The organism is Aeromonas sp. PI_26, assembly GCF_027854445.1.
GTDB lineage: Bacteria > Pseudomonadota > Gammaproteobacteria > Enterobacterales > Aeromonadaceae > Aeromonas > Aeromonas veronii.
The window spans coordinates 1-25,559 of the sequence record NZ_JAJNOE010000024.1 but is presented as its reverse complement, the minus strand read 5'-3'; the positions used below and the strand labels follow the sequence as shown (position 1 = coordinate 25,559).

General features: G+C 56.6%; 24 protein-coding genes. 9 read left to right on the top strand and 15 right to left on the bottom strand.

What is annotated here, in order from left to right:
- Positions 1-210 precede the first annotated feature (210 nt).
- Positions 211-711 carry a DUF1993 domain-containing protein gene (locus LRL22_RS19185; RefSeq protein WP_270906133.1) on the top strand — a complete coding sequence of 167 codons (501 nt, stop codon included), beginning with the start codon at positions 211-213 and terminating at the stop codon, positions 709-711.
- Positions 712-809: 98 nt separating this feature from the next.
- On the opposite strand, the gene LRL22_RS19180 is transcribed toward LRL22_RS19185, so the two are convergent.
- The 7 genes from LRL22_RS19180 to LRL22_RS19150 all read right to left on the bottom strand — a co-directional run bounded on the left by LRL22_RS19180 (position 810) and on the right by LRL22_RS19150 (position 6,419).
- The gene (locus LRL22_RS19180) at positions 810-1,322 is read right to left on the bottom strand and encodes a cupin domain-containing protein (RefSeq protein ID WP_139433489.1); all 513 of its coding nucleotides are present in this window, start codon (positions 1,320-1,322) and stop codon (positions 810-812) included.
- 125 nt (positions 1,323-1,447) lie between these two features.
- The gene (locus LRL22_RS19175; RefSeq protein WP_043821426.1) at positions 1,448-1,810 is read right to left on the bottom strand and encodes a cystatin domain-containing protein; all 363 of its coding nucleotides are present in this window, start codon (positions 1,808-1,810) and stop codon (positions 1,448-1,450) included.
- A gap of 100 nt (positions 1,811-1,910) precedes the next feature.
- Entirely contained in the window at positions 1,911-2,567 is a 657-nt protein-coding gene (locus LRL22_RS19170) for a DUF3313 domain-containing protein (RefSeq protein ID WP_270906132.1), read from the bottom strand.
- 389 nt (positions 2,568-2,956) lie between these two features.
- Entirely contained in the window at positions 2,957-4,087 is a 1,131-nt protein-coding gene (locus LRL22_RS19165) for an ABC transporter substrate-binding protein (protein ID WP_270906131.1), read from the bottom strand.
- Positions 4,088-4,144: 57 nt separating this feature from the next.
- Positions 4,145-4,780, bottom strand: a complete 636-nt coding sequence (locus LRL22_RS19160; protein WP_236398573.1) for a LysE family translocator — start codon at positions 4,778-4,780, stop codon at positions 4,145-4,147.
- Between the two features lie 40 nt (positions 4,781-4,820).
- Positions 4,821-5,642: a helix-turn-helix transcriptional regulator gene (locus tag LRL22_RS19155; RefSeq protein WP_021230719.1), complete on the bottom strand. Its 822-nt coding sequence runs from the start codon at positions 5,640-5,642 to the stop codon at positions 4,821-4,823.
- A gap of 60 nt (positions 5,643-5,702) precedes the next feature.
- On the bottom strand, positions 5,703-6,419 hold the full coding sequence (locus LRL22_RS19150; protein WP_270906130.1) for a substrate-binding periplasmic protein: 717 nt from the start codon (positions 6,417-6,419) through the stop codon (positions 5,703-5,705).
- A gap of 299 nt (positions 6,420-6,718) precedes the next feature.
- Between LRL22_RS19150 and LRL22_RS19145 the strand changes: the two genes are divergently transcribed.
- Positions 6,719-7,258 (top strand): hypothetical protein, encoded by a 540-nt coding sequence (locus LRL22_RS19145; RefSeq protein ID WP_058056425.1) that lies wholly within the window; start codon positions 6,719-6,721, stop codon positions 7,256-7,258.
- 43 nt (positions 7,259-7,301) lie between these two features.
- Here LRL22_RS19145 and LRL22_RS19140 read toward each other — a convergent pair whose 3' ends face one another.
- The 6 genes from LRL22_RS19140 to rfaD all read right to left on the bottom strand — a co-directional run bounded on the left by LRL22_RS19140 (position 7,302) and on the right by rfaD (position 14,381).
- Positions 7,302-8,501 carry a 3-deoxy-D-manno-octulosonic acid transferase gene (locus tag LRL22_RS19140; RefSeq protein WP_336296657.1) on the bottom strand — a complete coding sequence of 400 codons (1,200 nt, stop codon included), beginning with the start codon at positions 8,499-8,501 and terminating at the stop codon, positions 7,302-7,304.
- Between the two features lie 245 nt (positions 8,502-8,746).
- Complete coding sequence (locus LRL22_RS19135; protein WP_216960224.1) at positions 8,747-9,457, bottom strand: glycosyltransferase family 32 protein; 711 nt, start codon at positions 9,455-9,457, stop codon at positions 8,747-8,749.
- A 1-nt stretch (position 9,458) separates the two neighbouring features.
- Positions 9,459-10,190 (bottom strand): glycosyltransferase family 25 protein, encoded by a 732-nt coding sequence (locus LRL22_RS19130; protein WP_139408931.1) that lies wholly within the window; start codon positions 10,188-10,190, stop codon positions 9,459-9,461.
- Complete coding sequence (locus LRL22_RS19125) at positions 10,187-11,506, bottom strand: O-antigen ligase family protein (protein ID WP_216960221.1); 1,320 nt, start codon at positions 11,504-11,506, stop codon at positions 10,187-10,189. Before LRL22_RS19125 ends, LRL22_RS19130 begins: the two co-directional genes overlap by 4 nt.
- 39 nt (positions 11,507-11,545) lie before the next feature.
- Entirely contained in the window at positions 11,546-13,306 is a 1,761-nt protein-coding gene (locus LRL22_RS19120; RefSeq protein ID WP_270906128.1) for a polysaccharide deacetylase family protein, read from the bottom strand.
- Positions 13,307-13,424: 118 nt separating this feature from the next.
- The gene (gene rfaD, locus LRL22_RS19115) at positions 13,425-14,381 is read right to left on the bottom strand and encodes an ADP-glyceromanno-heptose 6-epimerase (RefSeq protein WP_005340846.1); all 957 of its coding nucleotides are present in this window, start codon (positions 14,379-14,381) and stop codon (positions 13,425-13,427) included.
- 158 nt (positions 14,382-14,539) lie between these two features.
- Here rfaD and LRL22_RS19110 point away from each other — a divergent pair, with 158 nt between their 5' ends.
- The 5 genes from LRL22_RS19110 (at position 14,540) to LRL22_RS19090 (ending at position 20,588) form a co-directional block, all read left to right on the top strand.
- Entirely contained in the window at positions 14,540-15,184 is a 645-nt protein-coding gene (locus tag LRL22_RS19110) for a TetR/AcrR family transcriptional regulator (RefSeq protein WP_100644767.1), read from the top strand.
- Between the two features lie 115 nt (positions 15,185-15,299).
- A complete protein-coding gene (locus LRL22_RS19105; RefSeq protein WP_127007235.1) occupies positions 15,300-16,490 on the top strand; it encodes a glycine C-acetyltransferase in 1,191 nt (396 codons plus the stop codon).
- Positions 16,491-16,545: 55 nt separating this feature from the next.
- Positions 16,546-17,574 carry an L-threonine 3-dehydrogenase gene (gene tdh, locus LRL22_RS19100; protein WP_005340852.1) on the top strand — a complete coding sequence of 343 codons (1,029 nt, stop codon included), beginning with the start codon at positions 16,546-16,548 and terminating at the stop codon, positions 17,572-17,574.
- 197 nt (positions 17,575-17,771) lie between these two features.
- Positions 17,772-18,227, top strand: a complete 456-nt coding sequence (locus LRL22_RS19095) for a c-type cytochrome (RefSeq protein ID WP_058056430.1) — start codon at positions 17,772-17,774, stop codon at positions 18,225-18,227.
- Between the two features lie 84 nt (positions 18,228-18,311).
- The gene (locus LRL22_RS19090; protein ID WP_270906127.1) at positions 18,312-20,588 is read left to right on the top strand and encodes a putative bifunctional diguanylate cyclase/phosphodiesterase; all 2,277 of its coding nucleotides are present in this window, start codon (positions 18,312-18,314) and stop codon (positions 20,586-20,588) included.
- A gap of 2 nt (positions 20,589-20,590) precedes the next feature.
- Here LRL22_RS19090 and rep read toward each other — a convergent pair whose 3' ends face one another.
- Positions 20,591-22,603: a DNA helicase Rep gene (gene rep, locus LRL22_RS19085; RefSeq protein WP_270906126.1), complete on the bottom strand. Its 2,013-nt coding sequence runs from the start codon at positions 22,601-22,603 to the stop codon at positions 20,591-20,593.
- 180 nt (positions 22,604-22,783) lie between these two features.
- On the opposite strand from rep, the gene LRL22_RS19080 reads away from it, so the two are divergent.
- Both LRL22_RS19080 and LRL22_RS19075 read left to right on the top strand, forming a co-directional pair.
- Positions 22,784-24,004 carry an aminotransferase class V-fold PLP-dependent enzyme gene (locus LRL22_RS19080; protein WP_270906125.1) on the top strand — a complete coding sequence of 407 codons (1,221 nt, stop codon included), beginning with the start codon at positions 22,784-22,786 and terminating at the stop codon, positions 24,002-24,004.
- 13 nt (positions 24,005-24,017) lie between these two features.
- The gene (locus LRL22_RS19075; protein WP_058056434.1) at positions 24,018-24,452 is read left to right on the top strand and encodes a SufE family protein; all 435 of its coding nucleotides are present in this window, start codon (positions 24,018-24,020) and stop codon (positions 24,450-24,452) included.
- 21 nt (positions 24,453-24,473) lie between these two features.
- Here the strand turns inward: LRL22_RS19075 and tcdA are convergent, their stop codons facing one another.
- Positions 24,474-25,310: a tRNA cyclic N6-threonylcarbamoyladenosine(37) synthase TcdA gene (gene tcdA / locus LRL22_RS19070; RefSeq protein WP_270906124.1), complete on the bottom strand. Its 837-nt coding sequence runs from the start codon at positions 25,308-25,310 to the stop codon at positions 24,474-24,476.
- Positions 25,311-25,559: the final 249 nt, after the last annotated feature.

Below are 25,559 nucleotides of genomic sequence, written 5' to 3'. Positions count from 1 at the left end.
CAAAAAAGGGGCGATAAGGGACTCATAGGTTCAAAAAGCGAGCATGGCCGCTTGGCCAGTGGTTGTCGCGCGAAGTAGCGCTACCCTGCCTTTTTCGTCGTGGCGGGCTCGAACCCGGCAGCGGTTGGGGTATATTGGTGGCCGATTAGCCAGTCTCATTCACCGTGGCCGCGCACGCGGGCCGCTGTTTCAACAAGATGGAGAGTGCTCATGAATCGCGATATCACCGCCCAGTTCATCAAGATGCTGACCAACCTCGACCACTGTCTGGTCAAGGCCGAGGCTCACGCCGCAGCGAAGCAGTTCAACGTGGAGAACTTCTTCGGCGAGCGGCTGATCGTCGATATGCTGCCGCTGTCCAAGCAGGTGCTGATCTGCTGCGATTCGGCCCGCGCCGTGGTCGCCACCGCCAGCCACAGCGAGCTGCCGGCCATGGGCGATGATCCCAAAACCATGGCGGATCTGCGCGCCCATATCGGCAAGACCATCAGCTATCTGCAAGGCAAGCTGGACGCGGACTACAGCCAGTATGCCAGCGGTCGTTACGTGCCCCACTGGGCGGGCGGCAAGGGGATGGATGGCCATACCTGCGTCCATGAGTACGGCATTCCCAACTTCTACTTCCACCTCACCATGACCTACGCCCTGCTGCGCCGCGCCGGGGTCGATCTCGGCAAGCGCGACTATCTGGGCGGGCTCAACCTGCAATAAGCGCTGCCCACTCGGGGCGAACAGATAGCAAAAGCCTGCCAAGCGGCAGGCTTTTTTATATCGGGTGGTGCTGGGCTGGTACGCAGAAGATCTGCGCCCTAGAAGGGGCCGTTGCTCTCGCGCAGCTTGTCGGGCAGGCCGTCGTGATCCCCCAGTTCGCGCTCGGGCACGTCATCCCAGTGCAGCTTGCCGAGGGTGATATTGCGCTCGGGGTGCACGGCGTAGTGGATGCGGTTGTCCTCCCGATCGGTATCGCCAATGCAGAGCAGGCGGACAGTCTCTTCGGTGTTGTTGATAAAGGCGTGGGCCAGCCCGTCACCGGCCTTGAAGCCGACCGAATCCCCCGGTTGCAGCCGATAGAGCACGCCGTCGAGCCAGACATCCGGCGTCCCTTCCAGCACGTGAACGAACTCATCCTCGGTCTTTTCGGCATGGGGCCAGCTGGTGCGATGGCCGGGTTCGACGATCTCGTGGTGAATGCCGATGCGGCTAAAGCCGAAGTGCTTGCCGAGGGCACAACCGCGCGACAGGGGCTCCTGACTGCCGGAGTAGTAGCGCGGCGTCTGCTCTTGCAGCTCGCGCCAGTGTTTGATGCAGGGGTGGCGATTCATAGCGGTTCCTTTTCCATGAGGATGCAGTCACGGGAAGGGTCATCCTGACTGTCAGAATGCGGGGAGAAAAGCAGAAATTTTCTGGTCAGATGAGCCCCTCTGACGAGGGGCTCAACAAGCAGGAATTACTTGGCCTTGACGCAAGGCAAGGGAGGAAGCTCGCCCTGTGCAGCCGTGCGGGTCATCTGGTAGTTGCCGGCAAGATCCCGATAGACACGGGTGTTCCACACCTCTCCGTTGTCGAGCTGGAACTCGATGTCGTAGTTGACCCCGGAGACCACCTGGCTGCGCACCTCGCGGATGCTCTGCAGTTTGGCGGCCGTGTTCATGCGAGCCAGCACGCTGGCCAGCGCAGCCTCCCCTTCAGTATTGGGCAACGGCTGACTCTGCCAGCCACCCGCCATCGGCGCACACTCAGGAGTGGGTGACGAGGTGCTGCAGGCACTCAACAGGCCAGCAACAAGGATGGGTAACAACACACGTTTCATATCATTTTCTCCTGCCTGCAAAATGACCACCTTATCAACATCTTGCCATTATTGCAGCCCAAAAGGCTCCCGCTGCGCCCCGCTTGGACGCACCAATCGATCAGCGCCCCAGATTGTCCGCCAGCTGTTTGGCGCGGCTGGCCGCCCACTGGTCGATCATCTTCTCCATCTCCCCAGCGGTGATGGGCTCATCCTTGTGGGTGCTGTCCGGGCTCTCGCGAGCATCCATCACCCGCACCAGCAGCTTGCCGCTCTGGGAGTCGAGCAGCTGGGCCATACTGCCCACCTTGAGCAGGTAGGGCTCCTTGCCGATCACTTCGCGGGTGACATTGATGGCGATCTTGGCTGGCAGCAGGTCACGCAGCTTGGGGTCGGGGCGGGTCAGGTCGAAGTTGGTGACGGCGGCCTGGATCCGCATCACTTTCGGGCCGGGGGCGGTGGCGATCTTGACGCCCTGCTTGATCAGCTCGCTCTGGAACTTGTCGTGGTAGTAGCGGCCAATCTGGTTCTGTTCGTTGGCGGTCAGCAGATACCACTGACCGTTCTCCTGCCGGATAAACTGCAGCGGATCGAGCAGCACCTCATTGTATTGGCGCAGGTCAACGCCCGGCTCCTTGTAAACGCGCTGATTGGGGTTGCTCTCGCTCTGCTGGAAGGCAGTCAACGGGATCGCCTGCAAGCTGTGGGATACCTGATTCTTGACGGCGCAGCCACCCAGAAGGGCCGCAGCCACGGCAACCATCACGACCTTTTTCATATTTGCTCCTGCATTTTACTGTTTGTTTTTGCTGTGGATTTCGCACCACATGGCTGGAGAACCCGTGCCGGATGCCGCCAATGTCACAGAGAAATAACCGATTCATCACCTTCCCACAAGCAACAGATCAGGATTGTTCAGCTCACATCCAAGTTGTCACAATTGAGGCACTTTCGTACAGGGTCAGCCAGGGTACGAACGGCAATCTGGCGAGGGTTCGGTTGTTTAATCCGGCTAAATGGGGCGGCGGAAAGCGCTCAGTTTTTTCAAACGATGCGAGCCGCGGGCGGCATGAGTTGAACGGGGAAATGCCCTGGAACGGGCGATGACCGATCATCAGCCATCTTGCGCAAACTTGCCTGCCGCCGGAGAAGCAGCAGGCTCATTCATCAGTTATCGAGATCCCAAGGGCACTGCTTGACCAGCCCCTCTTTACCGCTGGCGACGATCGCCTGCTGCACCATCCGTTTGTAGCGATTCTTGATATGGGCGGGCAACGCGGGCACCAACAGCCGCTCGTCAAACTCCGGCAGCGGGCGATCCGGCAGCACCGCCTGCTCCTGCGGGCTGAGGGGCGGCCGGGAGGCAATATTGCTGGCCGAGATGGTGGGCGTGCCCACCAGCATCTGGCGTTGCAGCGGCGCACTCAGCAGAAAATCCACCAGCAGGTAGGCGGCCTTGAGCCGCGCAGGATCATCCCCGACATGGCGAGCGATGGAGAGCGCATCGAGGGCATAGATGGCCCCCTCCTGCACCATGGCGATCCGCCACTGCTGCTCGTTCTGCTTGTTGCACTCCACCAGTTCCAGCCCCCAGGTGGTGGCAAAGGTCTGCTGGCGCAGATCCTCACAGCGGTTGGCCTGATTGAACCAGAAGCCGCGACTGGCTCGCAGCCGCTGCGAGAGCTGCTGCTCCACCTCTTGCTGCAAGGTCTTGTCGGCCAGCATCTCGCCACTGGCAAACAGGGCGGGCGACTTGCCCAGCGAGAGCAGCACCGAAAAGAGCAGCGGCTCGAACTGGTCGCAGAACTCGGCAAACTGGCCCGACGGCGAGCTGTTGGCGAGCACCTGCCAACTGGTGGGCGCTTGCGGCACCTGCTTGCTGTCATAGGCGAGGCTGAACATGGCGTAGGAGAAGGGTACCGAGTAATTGCGCTCCCCCTGCTTGTCATACTCGGTGTTCTTGAGGGCGGGCTTCACCTCGGCGTAGTGCTGCAGGCGACTGAAATCGATGGGGAGCAGCAGTTTGAACAGCGGCTGGTGATGGGCCTTGTAGAAGTAGCTGGTCGGCAGCACCACATCGGCGCTGCGGGTGCGCAGGGCTCGGTAGACGCTGTCGAAATCGGTCAGCAGCGGCTCGATCCGGCTGACCGTCGCCTCCACCCCATGGGCTTTGGCGTAGTCGGCAAACTGTTGTTCATAACCCGCAGGCAGATAGCCCCACTCCAGCAATTTGAGCTGAACCGGGGCCGCCAGCGCCGGGGTCATCCCCAACAACCAGCAAAGAGGCAGTAGACGCATGGCCGGGTACTCCTGACAGGTAAACCTTGTTGGAGTATAGGCCCATGCGCCGACTCGTCAGGCCACCAGCTCGGCCCCCATGCTCACCAGAATGGAGAGGCTGACCACCGCAAACAGCACGCCTGTCACCAGATTGAGTGGCCGCTGCACCCGCAGCAGCAGGCGCTGGGCACGCTCGGTGGAGAGGCTCCACGCCAGCAGCCCGAACCAGCAGAGGGAGATGATGAAGAGCTCTCCCACCAGCAGGCTGCGGGTCATTCCGTCCACCTCTGGCGTCACCATGGCGGCCAGCAGACCGATAAAGAACACCAGCGCCTTGGGGTTGAGCAGGTTGGTGGCAAGGCCAGTGCGCACTCCCCTGCCCCAGCCGCGCAGCTCGTTGGCGGCGCTCTGCATCACGGGACTGCTCTGCTGCCGAGCTGCCATCAGGGCGCCCCACCCCAACCAGCCCAGATAGAGGGCGCCGCAGCACTTAATCACCATAAACAGCAGCGGATGGCTGGCAATCAGCATGCTGATCCCGGTCAGGCTCAGGGTGGCGTGCACCATGATCGCCAGCGAGATGCCCAGCGCCGCGCCAAGGGCGGTCGGCCGGTGCAGGCTGGTGCGCAGGATCAGGGCGAAATCGGGGCCGGGGCTGGCCAGTGCAATCAGGTGCATCAGGCCGAGGGTAACGAACAGACTGGTCAGCATAACAACTCTCGCTTTAACGACGGAGAGCCAGCATGGCGGATCAGCGGGGGGCGCGGCTTGTAAAAGATTGCATCTGGGCACGAAATTCGGCGGGCGTCAGACCGAATGCCTGGCGAAAGCCGTGGTGGAAGTGACTCTGATCGAAGAAACCGACCGCCAGCGCCACCTCGCTCACCGCCATCCCGCTCGCCAGCAGCCGCTTGCCCTGCTCCAGCCGCAGCCGTTTCAGCCAGGCGTAGGGAGTCATGCCGCTGCGCTTCTTGAATTGGCGCAGGAAGGCGAAGCGATCGAGCCCGAGCAGCCCCGCCAGCTCTTCCAGCGAGTGGGGCTCGTCGAGGGCCGCCATCAGGTAGTCGCGCAGGAATCGCAACTGGGGATCCGCCAGCTGGTGTACCTCGGGGGCCAGATGCAGCAGTTCCCCCAGCAGGGCAAGCAGCTGGCTCTCGATCAGCAGGCCATCGGCCTTGGGGTTGTCGAGATAGCCGTGCAGCTGGGCAAAGCCCTGATAGAGGTCGGGGCGGCTCTGCAATCCCTTGTCGAAGAAGGGTTCCGGCTGCTCCGGCAGCCAGAGCGCCAGCTGCTGCGGATCGATGGCAAAGACCCGCACCTCGTACCCTTCCGGCAGCAGGCTGAGGCCGTCGTGCACCTCATCCGGGTTGACGGTAGAGAGCACCCCGCGCACCAGATGGTGGCTGTTTCCCTTGTGGATAAACTTCTGGCCACCCCGCTGCACCAGCCCGATATGGTAGTCGAGATGGACATGGCGGCCGTAGCTGAACGCCCTGTGGTGGGAGTGTGACAGCTCGACCCCCGGCAGGTGCGGGGATTGCCAGTAGCGGATAAGGGAATCGGTGTTATTCATGGCTTATAGATACACCAGAAGCGGGCCTTGGACTTGTAGATTATTGCACGCAACCCCCTCTCAACGCCCCCACAGCCGCGGGGTTGGCTCCACCAGCGAGGCGAGCGGCACCCGCTCCACCATCTGACGCATATGTTGCACCAGTTCGGGATTGCCATCCCCCAACGACTTGTTCAGCACGATATGTACCTGCAGCGGGGTGACCGGCAGGTAGATGAGGCGGGTCGCCGCAGGAAGTTTGGCGCGAAAATGGTTGGCAGAAATATCGTTGGAGAAGAGCGCGGCATCAATCCGTCCGCGCAGCAACTTCTGCATGTTGCCATGCTCCCAGCTGAGCTGGGAGAGGGTGTCGATATGGATCTGCGGATGCTGCAACAGCGGCGGCACGATCGCCTGACTCGACCAGCCGATGGTGGTGCCGAAGAGATCTTCCTGCCGTTCGACCGAGCGAAGTCGCGATGGCACCAGTACCACCAGCACTGGCCGCAGCAGCAACAAGTGGGGGTCGATATAGCGAAAGTGACGAGCACGCTCGGGACTGTAACTCAGCAGCGGAGTCAGATCGCACTCGCCGCTCTCGAGGTTGCTGAGCAGCCGCGCCACATTGAGCCCCTGCCACTCGATGGTACGCCCGATCGCGGGTTCGATATGACGGCGAAAGTAGTCGATCACCGGCCCGGAGACCTCGCCCTGCTGATCGATGGTGACCAGCGGCGCCAGCTGAAAGACACACCCCCGCAGTGGCGCGTTGATCGCCACAGCCTGGCTGATGGTCATAAGAGGGAGAAGAAGTGCCGATAGCAGTAATAACAAACGCGTGCCCGAACGAGAGATGCCCATAGGTGACGACCCGATGCCCTGATAGCCATCAGCATGGCACAAGGCAAAGGGGCGGGCTATCCGCTCCTGCCGCGCTTCGGCCTCTTGTGCCCCCTACTCCCATGACCAATGGGCCCCCGTTTTATTGCGGTGAAAATCAATACTTCCGCTGCTTTGATGGATTTTGGTCTCTTGAGATATAGTGCGGCCCCATTCATCAAACCGGCGGGTGAGCGCCCCGCCGGACAGGTAAATTCATGAGACTGTTTTTGCTGTTGTTGTCGTTGTTTGCTGCGACTGTAAGTTCTGATGAAAAGCCGCGCCTGCCCTATTACGACTGGGGTCGCTGCCCGTTTGAAGGTTGTACCTATCAGTCGTGGACCACCAAGCAAGAGGTGATCGTCAGAGCCGAACCATCCCTGACGGCCAAAGCACTGTTCCGGCTACCCCGCGGCCAGCAGGTGGAAGGACTGACCGGGGTCGTCATTACCGAACAACCGGGGATCGTCGAGATACTCAGGTCGGTCAAGCTGGGCTACAGCAAAGAGGGCAAAGGGCCGCTGTTGAATATGAAGGCAGGGGAAACGCTTTATATCCTCGGCGGACTGGGCGAAGGCAATAGCCTGTTCTGGTACAAGGGCAAAACCTACATTCTCGATTATGACTATGCGCGCAAAGAGATCAGATACGGTCGGTCACCGCAGAACCAGTGGTGGGTAAAAATCCGGGACAAGCAGGGACGTGAGGGTTGGGTTGCCGAAGCCAAAAACTTCGCCCATATGGACCGTTTCGAATAGTGACAGCCAGCCCACCGAGATCGGGGAGCTGGCCGTGGATGACTCACAGCCTTGGTTGCAGCTTCATCTCTTGCAGATACTCCAGCACCTGGGTTTTGTAGTCCGCCTGATAGGAGAACTTGGTGCTGTCGCACGCCGCAATCAGGTTCACAGCGGTGCAGAACAGGGTGGCTGCCAGCAGCCCCTTGCCAACCCACTGCGGGTAACGGCGGCTCCAGCGCACCAGCAACAGCAGGATCGGGAACAGGGCGTAGGGGAATATCAGCATCAGGTGCCAGTAGTTGAAGATGATGGGCGAGAGCGCCGCACTCACCAGCACAGCCAGCACCGCCGCCAGCGCATAGAGGCCGAGCCAGCTTTCACCATCCACTGGCGCGCGGTCGCTGCGCAGCAGGCGTGGCTTGAGTTCACGCCACAGCTGCCAGTTGGCCTTTGCCGCCAGCAGCACAGTCGCCGAGCCTACCCCGTAAATCACCACCCGCCAAAGCCAGACTGCCGCCATCTGCAGGTATTCGTGCCCCGCCAACCAGATGAACTGGGTATCGTTGACCAGCTTGCTGGCAAACAGCCAGGAGCCGTAACGCAGCCAGTAGAGCACTGATTTCAACACCGGATAGACATGCACCAGCCCCCAGCCGATATAACGCTGACGCGCCTCGGGATCGACGTTTTGGGTGATGTGGCTGTTGCTCATCACTTCCATGACGTAAGGGATCAGGGAGGCACCGATCAGCAGGGTAGCTACCACCACCCCGCTCCAGCTCACCTTGAGAATGCGACGCCAGAACAGATAGGTGGACATCACCGCCAGCAGCGGCCAGGAGTAGTGCAGCTGCATCGCCATGCCGATGGCCAGCAGGTGAACAATCATGTGCCAGAAGGAGGCCCGCTCGCGCATATGCCAGGCCGACCAGCAGTGCATGGCCGAGAAAAGGAACAGATAGGAGGGGTTGTAGAGCAGACTCTCGTACTGGAACCAGGGGTTAAGCCAGCAGAGCACCAGAAACAGCAGGCGCACCCTGTCATCAAACACCTGACGGATCACCGCATCAAACAGCAGGAATCCGACCAACCGCATCGCCAGCAGCAACACCATGGGGGCATAGGGAGAATCCCACAGCAGCAGCGGCCCGCCAATCAGCCAGGCCGACAAGCTCCCCGGCACATTGCCCACCGCACTCGCCGCATTGCCATAGCTGAGCCAGACCCCCTCATAAGCCCCAAGGTAACCCTTGTAGAGCATCTGGGTCTGGTCGCCGGTGAGGAGTTGGTGGCTAAAGAACAACCAAGATAACATCAGCCCAGACAAAATAACGGCCCCAAACATCATCTTGCTGTAGCGCTCACTAAACACAACCATCAAATTCATACCAACCAGAAAAATTTGACTGGAACTTTAACAGTTATTCACCAACGTTTCCCAACTGCAACTCACATTTTATCATCGACATCAAGCGTTAAGAATGAATGCAAAAAGCGTATCATTCCTTAACTCCTGAAGCGAAATAGCTCTTTTTGATATTCATATAGAAACCCCAACATACCCTTATGTTTTGATTTCAGGAATACTAATCCGTTTGAGCGTTTCCAACTATGTTGAAACCAGTGTGTTACATATCTATCTGGGTGTGGAGTGTAATTTATTTTTTCGCCACTATAATCATAAAAATAATGTTTATCAAAAACCCCAACATTTTCCACAATAGATTCATTTTTAATAATATGGGTCATAATATCAGGCCCCATATAGAGCTCTGAATTCATGATTTCATTCTCGTAGAAATGGATCAACCGTGCTAATGTAGAAGAATCCTGCTTGGCGTAAATTATTGCCGTACCAATTCTATCACCCTCTTCATAACCAACCCCAAAATTATAGTCATGAAAAATACCAAACGGATTTTTATTTATTGTAACATCCGTATCCATATATAGACCACCCTCTTCAGCAAGAATTTTCAAGCGAAGATAATCAGTCACAAAAGCATAGAGACCCTTTTCATAGCATCGCCTGGAAAATTCACACCCAGCGATCCAATTTTTTATTTTAGGGTCACAATCTAACCATAGCTTATATTTGTACCCCTGCTTACTCCAATCATCAATACATACATGTGCAAGTGGTGGCAAGCGGTCTCCCAACCATATTGCATGTATTTTATCACAACCTATTTCTACATTATTTTTTGTAGTTTTCATGTTACCCCTTCTGATTTTTATATTTTTTATTCCAAAAATACATTCTTACAAAGCGATAAAATCTATATATTTCTCGAGATGCCTTAAAAAGTAGTGGCACCTTAGCCAAGGCTACCTTGTTTTGAATTCCACTCTCCATATCACCGGGACTATATATTGCATATGGTAGCACACCGACTGACTGGACTTTGTGTCGATATGACTCACCAATAAAGTTATCTACTGAACATAGCCATCTGCTACTGCAACCAACCAGCTTTCTAGCTCCTTCAGGATTAATACTATATCCCGTCGTCCACCTAACATTATTATGCCAGAGCATTGTTTGTATTCCATGCTCATATTCCAGTGCCGTCGCGTCACCGATCTGCGGCTCCAGCTTCAAATACTCATATTTTTCATGTAGTTTAGGTAGGGCTTCGAATATATCACAGAAATATCTTGTCGGTAGAAAATCATCCTCAAGGACAATTATCGGCTCATTTAGCTCTATGCATTTCTCCCATAGTAAATAATGACTAGCATAGCAACCTTTCTCACCAGGAGTCAGTGGACGACTTCTTAATAATTTTCGGTGCATATCATCTGGACACCCTTGTAATCTTTCTGGCAGTCCAGCAAAACCATTTATTGCATCAAAAAATTCAAACTCAACATCAAGTTCTGCCAAAACTCGCTTAACTCGCTCACGGCGAGACTCAGCATTTTTTAAGCTGACAATAAAAATTTTCATATATTATATTCGTCCAATTTATTTCGGCGAGATTGATATTCAAGAAAGTCACTATATAATGCAAATGAATACACTGTTCCCATAAAGGTATTGAAAACCCATTGACCTGAACGCATATACAAGAACGATTCAAAATTGTTAATTATTAGCCAATAGATCAAGAAACTAATGGCAATACCTTTTATTAAGGTAGGAGCATTACTCCTCACAGCCTTGTATACAGGATAGCACATCAGTACATAGGTGAATACGAGCCCCATTGCACCATAAGAAACTGCAGTTTCAAAATTTGAATTATGCAGATGTCTAAATTCCGCCTTAATATAGTCAGGCAAAACAGTTGACTGAGTAATCACTAAAGAACGGCTGCCATCACCAGTACCAAAAATAGGATGAGAATAAAACCAATTAATCGCTTCCAGCCATGTCTGTAGCCTGACACCAATACTTATATCTTTCACCTCCCGCCAGTTCCCTGATAACATGTTATGTAAATCACCTGGATGTGAAAAGCCAGCATAAATACGATTATGAACAAAATCAACATGATATATGAGAATTCCGATGACGAATAATATACCATATAGCATGATAATCTTTCTGAGTGAAACCCTGTCTCTAAAATAAGCATACAACAATGGTATCAAAAATATAGATATGAAAACTGCCAGCCAAGATTGTCTTGACTGTAACATCATCAACAATGCCCCTAAAAGAACCAAAAACAAACATGATATTGAAACAACAATACCTTTGTTATTTATTTTTCGTGGCGCAATAGTATATATAAACCAAAGTGTACAAATGAAAGCTGCGCCTATTATCAAGGAACCATGCTGCGCATTTCTATAGCCAAAGTCTACTCGACTACCGTGCATTCCAATTATAAATTGTTCAAAAAAATCAGAGTAATAAAACAACGTAAAAACACTACCAACAGAAAATGCAAGTAGTGTCACGATAGATCGCTTAAGTGACCCCTTTAGCCAAAAAGCCACGACAAGAAACACCATTAAATAAGAAAACGGTTTGAGATTAGGAGTAGGCTGTGCGAGTTCAGGTATAGTTCTAGTTGACATAAACCAGCTTGCGAACTGAATTACTCCTCCAATTACTAGCAACCAAAATACTACATTTCTGGAAAAAAAATCCCGATACACTGCTATTGCCACCAAACCACCAATAATCATAACGGTTTGAAAGAAATCGCCAACAACCTGAAATGAATCTTTAAACATCACGTAGCATATAATGGAGAGAAACATTAATGATGAGCAACGCTCACTCTCCAAGTATCGCTTTATAGAGTCTGTCATACCTATTAATTACCTTGAGTATGGCAGGAAGCTATCAGTTCACTTCCTGAACACATAATTCCCGCGAATTTTTCGCCACAGCCCAAACACATCGGTGCGGGGGAAAATGGCAATCCGGCGGATCTGGAAAGGGTCCTGGTGCATTGCTTTGGGGCCGCTATTGGTAGCGACAGCAAAACGATACCCGGCGGTGATAGCCTGTTCCTTGGCACTCTCATCCATATCTCCGTAAGGGTAGGCAAACGAGAGCAGCGGATGGCCAAGCAGGGCCTCCAGTTGGCGTTTATTCTCCTGAATTTCATGGGCTTGTTGTTCGGGTGTGAGCTTGCTCAAGCGGGGATGGGTCAGGGTATGACCACCAATTTCCACATGACCGCTGGCGGCCAACGCCTTGACCTGCTCACCACTCATCAATGAAACCTTGGTATCCGGATTGGTCGGATGCTCGACATCCCAACGGTTATAGCCTTCACCGGTAACCACATACACCACGGCTTTATAACCATATTTTTCCAGCAGCGGCAGCATGCGGGTCAGGTTGTCCTGATAGCCGTCATCGGCGGTGATCATAAGGTACTTCTTGCCGTATTGCAGACGGTGGATAAAGCCTTTGTCCGCCAAATCGCGGAAAGTCAGGGTTTCGTAGCCTAGCCACTTCATCAGTCGCAGATGCTTCTCGAACATGGTGATCGGCATCCAGGTGCCATGCACTCCTTTCTCGCTATCCTGCTCGATAAAACGGTGGTACATGATGACCGGCATCTCGCGGCGCAGTGTTTCGACTACGGCATCCTGATAGATGGTTTCGAGGCCAGATACTACCCCCTGCAAGCCATACTCATCCTGAATGCGTTGCCGAATGACTTCCGGCACCACCTTGCTTGCGAGGGCGGATTCGATTTCGCCCTTCAGTGCGGCAAAATCGATGGCCAGATCCTTGGGGCCGATATCGCCAAAATTGCTGGCCAGCGCCTCGTCCAGATTCTGTTCGGTTACCAGACCAACTGCCTTGGCTTCACCAATGGCAAAGGCGGGCCGACCACAGAGCAGTGCTTCCATCGCTACCCGACCGGCACCAATTACCAGATCACAACCTGCGAGCAAGGCAGGCACATCATCGACATAACCGACAAACTCGGCACGGCCTTCGAAACGGGCAAAGCGCTCCGGTACCTTGGTACCGCTGACAATCCGCACCTTGCAGGCATCCAGATCGAGTATCTCGTCGAGCAGACGGTAACAGAGCTCCCCTTTGGGGCCGCTCAAACGGCCAATGATGGCAATCACCGGCTTTGGGTTGTCCGGCGCTGGCACAAGCTGGAATTTGTCGGTTTCGATACCGTTGCGCAGCACCTGCACGATCGCGGGATCGACCCCCAGATTGTCGACTATCTGATGGGCAATATCTTCACAAACGGCAACCGCCCGATAGCCGAGTGCATGGAAGGCCTTGCGCGAAGCGTGCACCGGCTGGCGACCATGCACCGTGGTGATCATCGGGGTGCCAGTCAACTTGCAGGCCACATAACTGCTCCAGCCGGAGGCGCGGGAGTGAGCATGCACCAACTGAATATGATGCTTCTTGATGAGATAGATGAGGTAAAAGACGTGCCAGAAGCGGCGCAGAATGCTGCGCTTGTTGAATCTCAGCTTGAAGACGGGGCCAAGGGTCGGCTTGGTCAGGGTATCAGAAACATAAAAGACGTTGTGACCACGCTGGGTCAGTTCGTTACCGACCGTGGTGGCATAGACCTCAGCTCCCGTAACCTCGAGCTGGGAGAGTGCCATCAATATATTCATCGCGCGGTTACCCGATAGATAAGAGAGGAACGGCAAGCAGCCACAGAGACCAGAAACCGGAAGCAGGCGAGTGCCCACTTCCGGTTTTGCGCTCAAACTGCCGCGTTGTGCTCACCCGTTAGCGGTTGAGCCAAGCCATGTAATCCGCTACCCCTTCGGCAACGGTTTTAAACTCGGCGTCATAACCCACGCTGCGCAGCTTGGTCATATCAGCCTGGGTGAAGCTCTGGTAGCGGCCCTTGAGGTGATCCGGGAAAGGAATGTACTCAATGGCTCCCTTCTGATGATGCTTGATCACCGCTTCGGCCACGTTCTGGAATGGCTCGGCACGGCCGGTACCGCAGTTGAAGATGCCGGAATGTTGCGGGTTCTGCCAGAACCAGAGGTTTACCTTGCAGACGTCGTCAATATAGATGAAGTCACGCATCTGGCCACCGTTCGGGAAGCCATCGCAACCTTCGAACAGCTTGGGATTCTCGCCCTTCTTCACCTGGGTATTGAGGTGGAAGGCAACGGAAGCCATGGAGCCTTTGTGCTGCTCGCGCGGGCCGTAGACGTTGAAGTACTTGAGGCCAACGACCTGAGAGTTGATCTCCGGCATCCAGCGGCGGACGTACTGGTCAAACAGCTGCTTGGAGTAGCCGTAGACGTTGAGCGGCTGTTCGAACTTGGGATCTTCGATGAAGTTGTCGTTGCGGCCACCGTAGGTCGCGGCAGAAGAGGCGTAAATGAACGGAATTTCACGCTCGATGCAGTAGTGGAACAGATCCTTGGAGTACTCGTAGTTGACCTCCATGATGAACTTGCCGTTCCATTCGGTGGTGGCAGAGCAGGCGCCTTCGTGGAAGATCACCTCGATGCCGTTATCCCACTCTTCAAACTCGTCACCGGAGACGATGCGAGCCTGAAACTCGTCTTTGTCCATGTAGTCAGCGATGGTCAGATCGACCAGGTTGACGAACTTGGTGCCGTCGGTCAGGTCATCAATGACCACGATATCGGTCCGTCCTTGAGCGTTCAGCTGCTTGACCAGATTGCTGCCGATAAAGCCAGCACCGCCAGTTACTACGATCATGGAGTTTGCCTCTCGTACGTTGATGGCTACATGTGACTGCTTGTTAAAGCTGTGTATAGTGAGCCAATTTGAAATTGCCGAAAAGTTTATCACGGGCTGTCCGGGGATTCGACCTTGTTCAAAACTGCCCCGAGCGGAACCTGTTGGAGGAATGAGTGATGAAAACCAGAGACAGGATCATTCACAGCGCGACCGAGCTGTTCAACGATCAGGGTGAACGCAACATCACCACCAACCATATTGCGGCGCACATGGGCATCAGCCCAGGCAACCTCTACTACCACTTCCGTAATAAAGAAGACATCATCCACTCCATCTTCGACCAGTATGCCCGCCACCTGAGCGAGAGCTTTGTGCCGACCCGCAACCGTGAAATCACCCTGCAGGATCTGATGGGCTATCTCGATGCCATCTTCTATCTGATGTGGCAGTTCCGCTTCTTCTACGCCAACCTGCCGGACATCCTGAGCCGTGACGAACCGCTGCAACAGAAGTACCTCAAGGCCCAGGAACAGATGCGCTCCTCCGTGGTCGCCCTGCTCAGAAGCCTGCGCGAAGGGGGCATTATCGATGTCAGCGATGACGACCTGCCGGATCTGGGCCAGACCATCAAGATGGTGGTGACCTGCTGGATCCCGTTCCAGATCGCTCAGGCTCCCAACACCCGCATCACCAAACCGCTGCTCTATCAGGGCGTATTAAAGGTGCTGTTCCTGCTGCGCCCCTATGTGCAACCCCAGGTGGCCGGACAGATCCAGCAACTGGAACAACACTACCGTCAGCTGGCCCAACCAGCTGGGTGAGATCTGTTTCACATTTGTTGAATATCAGCACAATCATTTGAATTTACCGCAACAGATTGCAGTAAAATGTCGCCCTCTGTTGATACGCAGCTGAAATAGCCACTAAGGATCGAGGATGTCTAACGGATTCTATCGTCACCTGACCGAGCAACTGAACCAGGTGCAAGCTGAAGGGTTGTACAAGCAGGAGCGCATCATCACCTCCGCCCAACAGGCCAGCATCGCCGTCGGCGGTGAGCAGGTACTGAACTTCTGTGCCAACAACTATCTGGGATTGGCCAACCACCCGGATCTGATCGCTGCCGCCCATCAGGGGCTCGACAGCCACGGCTTCGGCATGGCCTCGGTGCGCTTCATCTGTGGCACCCAGGATCAGCACAAAGCGCTGGAGCAGAAGATGTCTGCCTTCCTCGGCACCGAAGACACCATCCTCTACTCCTCCTGTTTCGATGCCAATGGCGGTCTGTTCGAGACCCTGTTCGGCGCCGAAGATGCCATCATCTCCGATGCACTCAACCACGCTTCCATCATCGACGGCGTGCGACTGTGCAAGGCCAAGCGTTATCGCTACGCCAATAACGATATGGCCGAGCTGGAAGCCCAGCTCAAGCAGGCTGACGCCGATGGCGCCCGCTTCAAGCTGATCGCCACCGACGGTGTCTTCTCCATGGATGGGGTCATCGCCGACCTCAAATCCATCTGCGATCTGGCAGACAAATACGATGCGCTGGTGATGGTGGATGACTCCCACGCCGTCGGCTTTATCGGCGAAAATGGTCGTGGCACCCACGAATATTGCGGCGTGATGGAGCGGGTCGACATCATCACCGGCACCCTGGGCAAGGCGCTTGGCGGCGCGTCCGGTGGCTATACCTCCGGCAAGAAAGAGGTGATCGACTGGCTGCGTCAGCGCTCCCGCCCCTACCTCTTCTCCAACTCGCTGGCCCCCTCTATTGTCGCCGCCACCATCAAGGTGATCGACATGCTGGCGGAAGGTCACGACCTGCGTGCCCGCCTGAAAGAGAACAGCCGTTACTTCCGCGAGCGGATGAGTGCCGCCGGCTTCACTCTGGCTGGTGCCGACCACGCCATCATTCCGGTGATGCTGGGGGATGCCAAACTGGCCTCCGAAATGGCAAGCCGCATGCTGGCAGCCGGCATCTATGTGGTGGGCTTCTCCTTCCCGGTCGTGCCCAAGGGCCAGGCGCGCATTCGCACCCAGATGTCTGCCGCTCACACCCGCGAGCAGCTGGACAAGGCCATTGACGCCTTTATCCGCATCGGCCGTGAACTCGGCGTTATCTGATTTGAATCAAGGGGCTGCAGCCCCTTTTTTCTGCATTCATATTGAAGGAACAGCCATGAAAGCACTCTCCAAACTGCACAAAGAGGTCGGCATCTGGATGACGGATGTGCCAGCCCCCGAGCTCGGCCACAACGACCTGCTGATCAAGATCCGCAAAACCGCCATCTGCGGCACCGATATCCACATCTACAACTGGGACGAGTGGTCCCAGAAGACCATTCCGGTACCCATGGTGGTCGGCCACGAATATGTCGGCGAAGTGGTCGCCATCGGTCAGGAGGTGCGCGGCTTCGCCATCGGCGATCGGGTCTCCGGCGAAGGGCATATCACCTGCGGTCACTGCCGCAACTGTCGCGCCGGGCGCACTCACCTCTGCCGCAACACCATTGGTGTTGGTGTCAATCGCCCGGGTGCCTTTGCCGAGTATCTGGTGATCCCCGCATTCAACGCCTTCAAGCTGCCGGACAATATCCCGGACGAGCTGGCCGCTATCTTCGACCCGTTCGGCAATGCGGTGCACACCGCCCTCTCCTTCGATCTGGTGGGTGAAGATGTGCTCATCACCGGTGCAGGCCCCATCGGCATCATGGCCGCCGCCGTCTGCCGCCATGTGGGTGCGCGCCACGTGGTGATCACCGACGTCAACGAATACCGGCTGGAGCTGGCCCGCAAGATGGGCGCCACCCGCGCGGTCAACGTGGCCAAGGAGAAGCTGGCCGACGTAATGAGCGAGCTGGGCATGACCGAAGGGTTTGACGTGGGGCTGGAGATGTCCGGCGTCCCGAGCGCCTTCCAGGAGATGCTCGACAAGATGAACCACGGCGGCAAGATCGCCATGCTCGGCATCCCCCCCTCCACCATGGCCATCGACTGGAACAAGGTGATCTTCAAGGGGCTGTTTATCAAAGGGATCTATGGCCGAGAGATGTTCGAGACCTGGTACAAAATGGCCAGCCTGATCCAGTCCGGGCTGGATCTCTCCCCCATCATCACCCACAGATTCCACATCGACGAATTCCAGCAGGGGTTCGATGCGATGCGCTCCGGCCACTCCGGCAAGGTGATCCTGAGCTGGGATAAATAACCCGTTTCACCCCTTGGTTACTCGAAACCCGGCGAATGCCGGGTTTCTTTTTATCTCCACCACCCAAATTGCCGTGATATCGGCCAAAACTTTGTACGCAGAGTGTTTAACACTTCACACACAAGCGTTTAAATGACTGTAACTATTCGGTTATAATCCCGTCGTTTACATGGATAATAAAAGACTGCTGGGAGTATATGAGCGTGTTGAAAAAACTGAGCTATTTGCTGGCTGTCGGGATGACGGCCGCCAGCTTGTCTGGGGCAGTGCTTGCTGCCGATGAGATGTCACCGGAGGCCATTGCCGAGCGGATCAAACCAATCGGTCAGGTCTATACCGCCAAGGATCTGGAAGGTATTGCCGGCGCGAGTGCTGCACCGGCGGCGACCGCCTCTTCCGGTCCCCGCGATGGCGAAACGGTATACAAGGGCGCCTGCTTTGCCTGTCACGACACCGGCGCCGCTGGTGCCCCCAAACGGGGTGACAAGGCCGCCTGGGATCCTCGCATCGCCCAGGGCATTGATACTCTCAAGAAACATGCCATTGAAGGCTTTACTGGCAAGTCCGGCATGATGCCTCCGCGCGGCACTTGTGCGAACTGTAGTGATGAAGAGATTGAAAACGCCATCCACTACATGATCGACAAGCTGTAAGTATTTGAAAGGGCCGCAATTGCGGCCCTTTCAATCTATCGGCTTCCGACTACTCTTGTAAGGTAGACATATCGGGAGTTGCACATGTCGTCCCAATCCATCGAACCCCACTACTCAACTCCTCTGTTGGCGTTGGTCTCTGCCATTATGGACTTCCCGGCGCCACAAACCGCCACATCTGACGATTACGATGCCCTGATCCAGCAGATTGACCAACTCTGCCCGCTGCAACATTTCGGCATGCTGGGCCTCTCCGATACCGGTCTGAACTGGCTTTACGCCTACAAGGTCAGCGACATCTTCAAGCAACAGCTGGGCCGGGAGCAGTCCCGCATCACCGATCAGCTCACCCAGCTGGATGAGGCCGAAGGGTGGTGCGTCTTCCCCATCGAGCATGGCCAGATACAGTGGTTGCTGGCGCGCGGCACCCCCGCCGACCTGCCGACCCTGCGCCTGCTGCTGGAGTGTCTGGCCAAGCGGCTGACCGAAACCCAGGCGGGCTCCCATCTCACCGAGCTTCCTTCGCCGCTGATCCGCAAAGACCCGAACTGGAAAAAGAAAATCGAGAGCATCAGCCGCATCATGCGGCTCGCCAATACCCTGCCGGCCCAGGCGCTCTTCTCCCAACTGGAGGCGGTACTGCGCCAGATGCTCACCATCGAGGACATGCTGTTGGTCAGGCTAACCAGTCAGAAGCTGGAAAAAATCTACCCCGCCCATCCCCATCAGGGAGACGAGTTCATCAGCGGCTTGTGCCACAGCACCAGCAATATCGAGGTGAGCCGGGAGTCACGCTACTGGCACAGCATGCCGCTGCGGCTGCAACAACAGTACTTCGCCCACTTCATCATCAGCACGGCTCAACCGCTGGAGACCGACGACAAGCTGTTTCTCGACTTTCTGCGTGGCCAGCTCACCCTGCTGCTGGAGCTGAGACGGATCCGCCAGCAGCTCAACGATATCAATACCGAAGACTCCATCAACCAGCGGCTGCAACAGCTGCGTCAGACCAACCTCAGGCTGCAAAAGCAACTCAAGCAGCATCAGGAGCTGGAACGGCGGCTGCAATTCGATGCACTTCACGACCCGCTGACCCAACTGCCCAACCGCGCGCTGTTGATGAACCACCTCAACCACGCCATGACCCACTACAACCGCTACAAGTCGCCGGGATTCGCGGTGATTTTTATCGATGTGGATCACTTCAAGCAGATCAATGACACCCTGGGCCACAGTGCTGGCGATCAGCTGCTCAAGGAGGTGAGCCGCCGCCTGCAGACCTGCATCCGGCAAAATGATCTGGTGGCCAGACTGGGGGGTGACGAGTTTGTCATCTATCTGGACAGCAGCAAGAGCGACGATGACATCAGCCCGGTGCTCAACCGCATTATCAGTCGTCTCTCCTACCCGTTCCGGCTACTCGGCAACGAGTTGAGCATTACCGTCAGCCTGGGGGTATCGAGCGTATCCGAGCAAACCTCAGATATCTGCCAGCTGCTCCATCAGGCCGATCTGGCCATGTATCAGGCCAAACGCAATGGTCGCAGTCGCATCGTCAGCTACTCGGATGATTGCATCAACCAGAACTGGAATTCGCCGGAAGAGATGCTGGCCAGAGCCCTGCGGGAGGGGCGTATCGTCCCCTACTTCCAGCCGGTGATCCGGCTGCAGGATAGCCGCCTGACCGGACTGGAGGTGATGGCGCGCTGGCTGACCGAGGAGGGGATTCTGAAGGATGCGTTCGACTTTATTCCGCTGGCGGAGCAGTGCGGCCTGATTCTGGAGCTGGATTACCAGATCCTGCGCCACACCTGTCAGCAACTGAAAAACTGGCTGCCAATCTCCGGGCAGAGCAAGTTCAAGGTCGCCATCAATCTGTCGGGCAAGCATCTGGTCAACCATGACCACATCATGCGACTGATGGGGATCATCGAAGAGGAAGGTGTCGCCCCCGGCTATCTGATTTTTGAATTCAACGAGCGGGAACTGTCGCGACAAGATTCCGATGCACTGGCGTCGCTGCACGAGCTGCGCGCCAAGGGTATCCAGATCAGCCTCGATGATTTCGGCACCGGCTTCTCCTCCCTCAACGCTCTGTTCCACTTCCCGGTGGATTACATCAAGGTGGATGACAGCTTTACCCAGCGGATGCTGCAATCGCCCAAAGATTTGGCGCTGATCCGCGCCATGCGGGATATCTGTCAGGATCTCGATTACACCCTGGTAGTCGAGGGGATCGAGAACCAGCAGCAATTGCAGAAGCTGATTGATATCGGCTGCCGGATGGGGCAAGGGCGCTATATCTCACCGCCCATGCCGGGAGCAGACATAGTACCGCTACTGACCCCGGCAAATCCTTAGGATTAATCCTTCTTGAACAGCGCCCGCAGGTTGGCAACACCAACCTGCCCCTTCTGCTGGCGCTCCTCGGCAGTCACCTTCTTCTGGTTTTCCCATTCAAGGTCATCTTGCGGCAGCTCCAGCAGGAAGCGGCTCGGCTCTGGCCGTACCGACTCGCCAAACTGACGCCGCTCCTTGCAGAGGGTGAAGGTCAGTTCGGTCTGAGCCCGGGTGATCCCCACGTAGGCGAGACGCCGCTCCTCCTCCACATTGTCCTCGTCGATGCTGGTCTGGTGAGGCAGCAAGCCCTCCTCCATCCCCACCATGTAGACATAGGGGAACTCCAGCCCCTTTGAGGCATGCAGCGTCATCAACTGCACCTGATCCGCATCATCCTCCCCTTCGTTGCGCTCCATCATGTCGCGCAGGGTGAGGCGAGTGACCACCTGGGCCAGCGTCATCGACTCCTCCAGCTCATCCCCTTCCAGCATCTCGGTGATCCAGCGATAGAGAGTGGAGACGTTCTGCATCCGCATCTCGGCCGCTTTCGGGCTGGGGGAGGTCTCGTAGAGCCACTCTTCGTAGTGGATCTCCTTAATCATGTCCCGCACCGCCTCCACCGGATTGCCACGCTGCGCCTGATCGCCAAGGCGAACCAGCCAGTTGGTGAAGGCCTGCAGGGCCACGAGGCCACGGCCGGAGAGGTGCTGCTCCAGCCCCAGCTCGAAGCTGGCAGCAAACAGACTCTTGCCGCGCTGGTTGGCGTATTGGCCAAGCTTTTCGAGGGTGGTGGGGCCGATCTCGCGACGCGGCAGGTTGACCACCCGCAGGAAGGCGGTGTCCTCATCCGGATTCACCAGCAGCTTGAGGTAGGCCATGATGTCCTTGATCTCGGTGCGGGAGAAAAACGAGGTGCCGCCGGAGATACGGTAAGGGATCCGGTTGGTCATCAGCGCCTTCTCGAAGATGCGCGACTGATGGTTGCCCCGATAGAGGATGGCGTAATCCTTGAACCGGGTGCGGTTCATAAACTTGTGTCCCATCATCTCGGCGGCGATCCGCTCCGCTTCGTGCTCCTCGTTCTTGGCAAACAGCACCTTGAGCTTCACCCCTTCATCCAACTCGGAGAAGAGCGCCTTGTCATAGACGTGGGGGTTGTTGGCGATCAGGATGTTGGCGCACTTGAGGATCCGCCGCTTGGAGCGGTAGTTCTGCTCCAGCTTGATCAGCTTGAGGCTGGGGAAATCCTCGCTCAGCAGCACCAGATTCTGCGGCTTGGCACCGCGCCAGGAGTAGATAGACTGGTCATCATCCCCTACCACGGTAAAACGTGCCCGCTCGCCGACGATCTGCTTCACCAGCTCGTATTGGCTGGTGTTGGTGTCCTGATACTCATCGACCAGCAGATAGCGGATCTTGTTCTGCCAGCGCTCGCGCACCTCCTGATTGCTCTTGAGCAGCAGGGTCGGCATCACGATGAGGTCGTCAAAATCCAGCGCGTTATAGGCCACCATCTGGCGGTGATAACGCTCGTAGAGCTGGGCCATCAACACCTCTTCCGGCCCGCGAGCGATGCGCATGGCGCGGGCTGGCAGGATAAGGTCGTTTTTCCAGTTGGAGATTTGGCTGATAAGGGCCGAGAGCTTGTCCTTGTCGTTGTCGAGCTCGTCTTCAGTCAACTCTTTCAGCAGCGCCAGCTGGTCGGTGTCATCGAACAGGGAGAAGTTCGCCTTGAGATTCAGGCTCTTGTGCTCCCGGCGGATGATCTCGAGCCCCAGGGTATGGAAGGTGGAGACCATCAGCCCCCGCGCCTCCTTGCGACCCAAAGTCTGGCCAACCCGCTCCTTCATCTCCCGCGCAGCCTTGTTGGTAAAGGTGACCGCCGCTATGTTGCGCGCACTGTAGCCGCACTGCTGCACCAGATAGGCAATCTTGTTGGTGATGACGCGGGTCTTGCCCGATCCGGCACCCGCCAGCACCAGGCAAGGGCCGGAGACATACTTGACCGCTTCGTTCTGATTGGGGTTAAGCTTCATGGGCCGGATCTCTTGGCTTATGATGAGGGGCGGCATTGTACCAGAAATCACCCGATGAGCCGTACCTGCTGCACGGCAGGCAACCGCCAATCGGGCTTATCGCACCTTGTGTTCGGGCGCTATTTTCAGGATCATGGCTGACCTTCGAAATGATGATTTTTTCCAGATAGTGAGGGGAGCATGAATCAGCAACAGCACAACCAACTGCGCAGCCAGTTTCCGGCCTTGGCGCAGGAGGTAAACGGCCACCCTCTGGTCTATCTGGACAACGCCGCCACCACCCAGAAACCACAAGCGGTACTGGATGCCATCGCTCACTACTATGGGGTCGACAACGCCAACGTGCACCGTGCCGCCCACGCCCTGAGTGGCCGCGCGACCCGCGCCTTCGAAACAGCCCGCGAGACGGTCGCCCGCTTTATCAATGCGGCTCGCAGCCACGAGGTGATCTGGACCCGCGGCACCACGGAGGCGATCAATCTTGTGGCCCAGAGCTGGGGGATGAGCGAGCTCAAAGCGGGGGACGAGATCATCCTCAGCACCCTGGAGCACCACGCCAACATTGTCCCGTGGCAACTGGTCGCCCAACGCACAGGAGCGGTGATCCGGGTCATCCCCCTCAATGAGCGGGGCGATCTCGATCTGGCCGCCTATCACGCCATGCTGGGGCCACGTACCCGATTGGTGAGCGTGGCCCATGTTTCCAATGCCCTCGGCACCGTCAATCCGGTCACCCGGATAGTAGAGGCCGCCAAAACGGTTGGCGCCGTGACGCTGATCGACGGCGCCCAGGCGGTGGCTCATCTCGAGGTGGATGTGCAAGCCATCGGTTGCGACTTCTACGCCTTCTCCGGCCACAAGCTCTATGGCCCGACCGGCATCGGTGTGTTGTGGGGCCGCACCGAGCTATTGGAGCGGATGCCGCCCTGGCAAGCCGGTGGCGAGATGATCGATCGGGTCAGTTTCAGCGGCACCACCTTCAATACCCTGCCTTTCAAATTCGAGGCGGGCACCCCCCATATCGCTGGCGCTATCGGCCTCGCCGCCGCCATCGACTTTGTGATGGCGCAAGATAGGGAATGGCTCGCCCAACATGAGCAGGCACTGACCGACTATCTGGTAGCTGGCCTGCAACAAGTGCCGGGGTTGCGTCTGGTCGGCGAACCCGGCCAACGCGCCGGTGCGGTCTCTTTCTTGCTCGACGACATCCACCCGCAAGATGCTGCTACCCTGCTCGACATACAGGGTATCGCCCTGCGAGTCGGCCATCACTGCGCCATGCCGCTGATGGAATCGCTCGGGATCGGCGGCACCATGCGCGCCTCGCTGGCTTGCTACAACAATCGGGATGATGTCGACGCCCTGCTGGCCGCCCTGCACAAACTCTGTGACTTCTTCTAAGGCAGACAACCGAATGAGTGACCTCGCAAGCTATACCCAGATTGGCCTTGAGCCCAACGCCGACACCATCCGCCAGCAGTTTGCCGCCGCCCACGGCTGGGAGAACCAGTATCGGCTCATCATCCAGCTCGGCAAGCAGCTGCCAGCGCTACCCGCCGAATGGCAGCAGGAGGAGTTCCGCCTCAAGGGGTGTGAAAGCCAGGCTTGGCTGAAGGGAGAACAAAGCGAGGATGGCTGCTGGCACTTTGCCTGTGATTCCGATGCCCGCATCGTGCGTGGCCTCATCGTCATCGTGCTGGCAGCACTCAACCACCAATCGTCTGCGGCGATCCAGGCCTTTGATATGGAAGGCTATTTCACCGAACTGGGACTTGAGAAACACTTGAGCCCGTCACGAGGTAACGGGCTCAGAGCTATCGTGCTGGCGATCCGGGAACAGGCTGTCTAACCCGCTCTGTTCAGTGGTCGATTAGGCTTCACCAATCGACCCGGCTTCTTCATTCCCGCTCTCTTTCTCGGCGCGGGCCCCCCGCTCAGCAATCGTCTTCAATACCCGGGACGCGGCAACCAGCCCAAAGGTTGCCGTCACCGGCGTCACGGCGCCAAAACCGGAGGCGCAATCCATCTTCATGGTGCCATCGCTGGCCGCCTTGGCCTGACAGGTGCCACCATTACCATCCGGATAACTCAGCTGCTCGGTTGAGAAGACACACTCCACCCCGAATTTGCGCGCCGGATTCTTGCTGAAGTTGTGCAGCCGGCGCAAATCGGAGCGCACCTTGGCCGCCAACGGGTCTTGAATAGTCTTGGCCAGATCCGCCACAGTGATCTGGGTCGGATCCATCTGCCCGCCAGCACCACCCGCCACAATCACCGGGATCTTGTTGCGCTTGCAGAAGGCAATCAGCGCCACCTTGGCCTTGACCGAATCGATGGCATCCACCACATAGTCAAACTCCCGCTTGATATGCTCGGCCAGGTTATCAGCGGTGACGAAATCGTCCACCTCGATCACTTCGCAATCAGGATTGATGGCGCGAATACGCTCGGCCATCACCTCGGTCTTGAGGCGACCAACCGTCCCCTGCATAGCGTGGATCTGGCGATTGGTGTTGGTGATGCAGATATCGTCCATGTCGATCAGGGTGATCTGGTTGATTCCGGCGCGGGCCAGCGCCTCTGCCGCCCAGGAGCCCACGCCACCGATCCCCACCACACAGACTTTCGCCTGGCTAAAGGAACACAGGGCATTCTGACCATAAAGACGGGCAATGCCCCCGAATCGCTGTAGATATTCTGCTTTCATACCACCACCTTGCTTGAGGGCGGCCATTATAACGGCAACCACCGCCAGCCGCGATGGCAGAACCGGAGAAAATCGGGAAGGAAAAACAGGGAAAACGGCAGAGAAGAGGGAATAAAAGGTCAGTTATTAGACGATTTTATGAATTGCAGGTAATAAAAAACCCCGCTTGATGAGCGGGGTTCTTAAGTTGGGTGCCTGGCAGTGTCCTACTCTCGCATGGCGAATGCCACACTACCATCGGCGCTACCG